This is a genomic window from Thalassospira sp. UBA1131 (assembly GCF_002311515.1).
Lineage (GTDB): Bacteria > Pseudomonadota > Alphaproteobacteria > Rhodospirillales > Thalassospiraceae > Thalassospira.
This window is the reverse complement of the sequence record NZ_DCAO01000078.1, coordinates 1-3,477: the sequence shown is the minus strand read 5'-3', so window position 1 is coordinate 3,477 and position 3,477 is coordinate 1. Positions and strand designations below refer to the sequence as shown.

General features: G+C 52.4%; 4 protein-coding genes and 1 tRNA gene. 1 reads left to right on the top strand and 4 read right to left on the bottom strand.

The annotated features are described in order from the left end of the window. Window positions 1-3: 3 nt before the first annotated feature. Window positions 4-915: a LysR family transcriptional regulator gene (locus tag B3Z49_RS11940; protein ID WP_296991065.1), complete on the bottom strand. Its 912-nt coding sequence runs from the start codon at window positions 913-915 to the stop codon at window positions 4-6. Window positions 916-1,090: 175 nt separating this feature from the next. Here B3Z49_RS11940 and B3Z49_RS11935 point away from each other — a divergent pair, with 175 nt between their 5' ends. Continuing rightward, window positions 1,091-2,083, top strand: coding sequence for an MBL fold metallo-hydrolase (locus tag B3Z49_RS11935; protein ID WP_296991063.1), 993 nt, complete (start codon window positions 1,091-1,093; stop codon window positions 2,081-2,083). Between the two features lie 213 nt (window positions 2,084-2,296). Here B3Z49_RS11935 and B3Z49_RS11930 read toward each other — a convergent pair. The 3 genes from B3Z49_RS11930 to B3Z49_RS11920 form a co-directional block, all read right to left on the bottom strand. After that, window positions 2,297-2,373 (bottom strand) — tRNA-Arg (locus tag B3Z49_RS11930). A 159-nt stretch (window positions 2,374-2,532) separates the two neighbouring features. Then, window positions 2,533-3,057, bottom strand: coding sequence for an acyloxyacyl hydrolase (locus B3Z49_RS11925; RefSeq protein ID WP_296991061.1), 525 nt, complete (start codon window positions 3,055-3,057; stop codon window positions 2,533-2,535). Between the two features lie 88 nt (window positions 3,058-3,145). Beyond that, window positions 3,146-3,477: alpha/beta hydrolase (locus tag B3Z49_RS11920; RefSeq protein ID WP_296991059.1), on the bottom strand; the 332-nt coding region annotated here is incomplete at its 5' end.

Below are 3,477 nucleotides of genomic sequence, written 5' to 3'. Positions count from 1 at the left end.
CGCTCAAACTCGGTTCATTTTCTGCCAGTCATAGCTTTTCATATAGTCCAGAAATGCGCGCATGGCGGCACTTGGAAGTCGGCGATTAGGGTAATACAGGAACCAGTGCGGCAAAATTTGACTCCATTCAGAGAGCACCTCAACCAGTTGACCTGTCTGGATATACGACTTGGCATAGTCATCGAAGACATGCGCCAGACCCCTACCAGCCAAAGCTGCCTGCAATTCGTTGTGGGCCGTACCGACCGTCAAGCGACCTTCGGGTGAAATTTCAATCTCTTCATCCCCGTCTGAGAATTTCCAGTTCACCAATGTGCCACCGGAAAATCTGCGTTTGATGCAGTCATGATTGACTAGATCACCTGGCACCTTCGGGTAACCGCGTTTCTTCAGGTATTCGGGCGAGGCGACGATCACATAACGAAGTGCTGGCCCAAGCGGGAGGGCAATCATGTCCTGAGCCAGATGCTTGCCAAACCTGACACCAGCGTCAAAGCCCTGCTCCACGATATCAATGGCCGTTGCATCACTTATAAGTTCGATCTTCACCTGCGGATAAGCATCCATGAAATCGAATGCCAACGGGCACAGAAAATGATCAATGGCGGGCGCAGGCGCATTAATCCGCAACGTCCCAGAAGGGCTATCCCGGAACTCATCGACTTCAGCAATTGCAAGCCTGATATCGCTTAGCGCAGGAACCAACCGTTCAAGCAGACGCTGCCCCGCCTCCGTTGGGAAAACGCTCCTTGTTGTTCGATTAAGCAACCGGATCCCCAAAGCCTCTTCCAAGGCGTTCATCGTTTGGCTCAAGGCCGATGAGGATACGCCGCGTTCAAGTGCCGCGGCACGAAATCCGCCACATCGAACGATGGCGACAAACACATCAAAGCTGTCTAGACGGATTGAGCTCATTGCAAAGCATATCTAATCAATCTGTTAAATTTTACCCATATTATCAGATCAATTTTCCTCTGTCATGCTCGTCTGACGGATCACGTTGCGCTCCCGATGTGTCCTTTCGTTGGTTATTTCGCACCCAAACCACTGAATGAAGCAAATGAGCGCTCAACGAAGAAGGGAAGACAGAGTGAGTACCCTAACCCTAAACAGACGCGCCATTATGCTGTCCGCCGTTGCAGGCGCATCAAGCATGTTCATTCCAAGCCTGGGCTTCTTTGGCAGTGCAAATGCACAAACCGCACCTTCACCAAGTGGCAATACCGGTCACTACCACTTCCGTGTCGGAGAGATCACGGCAACGGTATTAAGCGATGGCATTATTGGTGGGCCGCCCCGCATTTATGCGAGTAACGCCCCTGAAGTGGAGTTAGAGGAAGTCCTGCGCCAAGCATTCCTCTCGACCGAGCATATGACGCTCAATATGAACACGTTGCTGATCGAAACCGGTGGAAGACGAATTCTGATCGAAGCAGGCGCTGGCAAAACAATGGGACCGAACGGTGGTCGCATCTTTGATAACCTTGCTGCAATCGGACTTGGTCCTGCTGACATTGACGCGGTTGTTATCTCGCACACCCATCCAGATCATGTCGGCAATCTTCGTACTGCGGATGGCGGCAAGGCGTTTCCCAATGCCAGGGTCTTTGTCCCGAAGGCGGACTGGGATTTCTTCGTCGTCAACGATCCGGACCTTTCCTATATGCCGGTCCCGCAGGATTTCCGCACGCGCTTCGCCGCAAACATCAAAAGCAGCCTTGAACCGGTCACACGCGATATCGAGCTTTACGAAGCAGGTAACGAGATCGTACCGGGCCTGACAACGATTGTCGCTGCTGGCCACACACCGGGCATGGCGACCTTCCTTGTTCACTCAGGCAAAGAACAGCTCCTGCTGACGGCAGACCTTGCTTATCACCCAGTCATCAATGTCGATAGACCCTGGCTTCCCGGCCCGGACCGTGACAAGGAGACAGCACTCAACTCCCGACGTCGTATTTTTGACAGGGCCGCTGCAGACCGCATTCCGGTGCTTGGCTTCCACTTCCCGTTTCCCGGACTTGGTCACATGCTAAAGACAGATGAAGCCTACGCATGGGTCCCTGCGAACTGGGCGTTTTGAAACTCTGGTTTAATAAAGTGCCACCCGTCAGAGCAAATCGGGATGGCCCGATGACTTACCAGCGCGTCCCAAAATAGGCTGGCTGAAGCTTGCATCCACAAAGCGAATCACATCGATTTTGGATCATGTCAGTCTTTGAAGAATATGCAGCCTATTTGATGCTCAGAAAAAACCAAAGGCCCGGAAGGATATCCCTCCGGGCCTTTGGTTTAATGGTGCGCCCGACAGGATTCGAACCTGTGGCCCCCAGATTAGGAATCTGGTGCTCTATCCTGCTGAGCTACGGGCGCACTGCCAAAAGGCAGCATTCCATTAGCAGTAAAACTGATGGCGATCAATCCGCGAGGGCGCGGATATTGCCATCTTGGCGGTCAAAACATGGTCCGAAAAACAAATCAGCCGAGGATGCGGTCACCCTCGGCTGAGTAAAACCTTTATCGATGATCGCCTTAGTCAAAAAGGCGCTCAATCGGGAAGGAATAGGTCAGAGACAGAATTTCCGTACCCGGGTTCTCGTCACCGATGCTGGCGTTCGAGATGTGCGAGATACCAAGGCTCAGGCGCTCGTGGCTGTCAAAGCGGAAGCCAAGCTCAAGACCCGAACGGAATTCGATCCAGTGACCAAGATCTTCACCATTGCCCTGATGGTATGCACCAACCGAGGTGTAGACGCTGGAAACGAAATGATCGCCCCACAGAACATCAACAGCCAGACCGCCATAACCGTGAACGGCACCTTCGGAAGTGACCATCACACCACCGATCGGGCGGGTGACATCAAACATCGCGTGCTGTGAACGGTAGTTCAGACGAAATTCGGCAGCCTCTTCGTCCTGCGTGATGTCGACCATACCGGTCGAAAATTCAAGCAGTCCGGAATCGTTATCATTTCCAAGAATTTGCTGTGCTTGTGCGGTGTTCAAAAAACCAAACAGTGCGCAAACTGCAAGCAGTTTCCCCAAAACCAACTTCATTAACCAAGTCCCCACTAGATCAATCGGTTCGCTATACTACCCAACCGTGTTTCAAACTCAACAACACAATGCTGCTTGTCTGTTAATTTTACACAAACTTCTTGCCATCGAACCGGTTGGTCGCAAGCACCAGTTCGCGGATAATCCCGGGTTCACTGGCCGCATGCCCGGCATCATCAACGATGACCAGCTCGGAGCCTTCCCACGCCTTATGAAGTGCCAAGGCCGAAACCGGCGGGCACACAACGTCGTAGCGCCCCTGAATAATGACGAGCGGTGCATCGGAAATACGACCAATGTTCTTGATCAACTGGTCTTCTTCAAAGAAGCAGTGATGGACAAAGTAATGATGTTCAAGCTTGGCCAGTGCCAACGCGATCTGATCGCCCTCGAAGTCTTCGACCAGACCATCATCAGGCA

Excerpts from the sequence above, each read along its gene's own strand:
- B3Z49_RS11940 (WP_296991065.1), bottom strand. The coding sequence starts at position 915 with ATGAGCTCAATCCGTCTAGACAGCTTTGATGTGTTTGTCGCCATCGTT.
- B3Z49_RS11925 (WP_296991061.1), bottom strand. The coding sequence starts at position 3,057 with ATGAAGTTGGTTTTGGGGAAACTGCTTGCAGTTTGCGCACTGTTTGGT.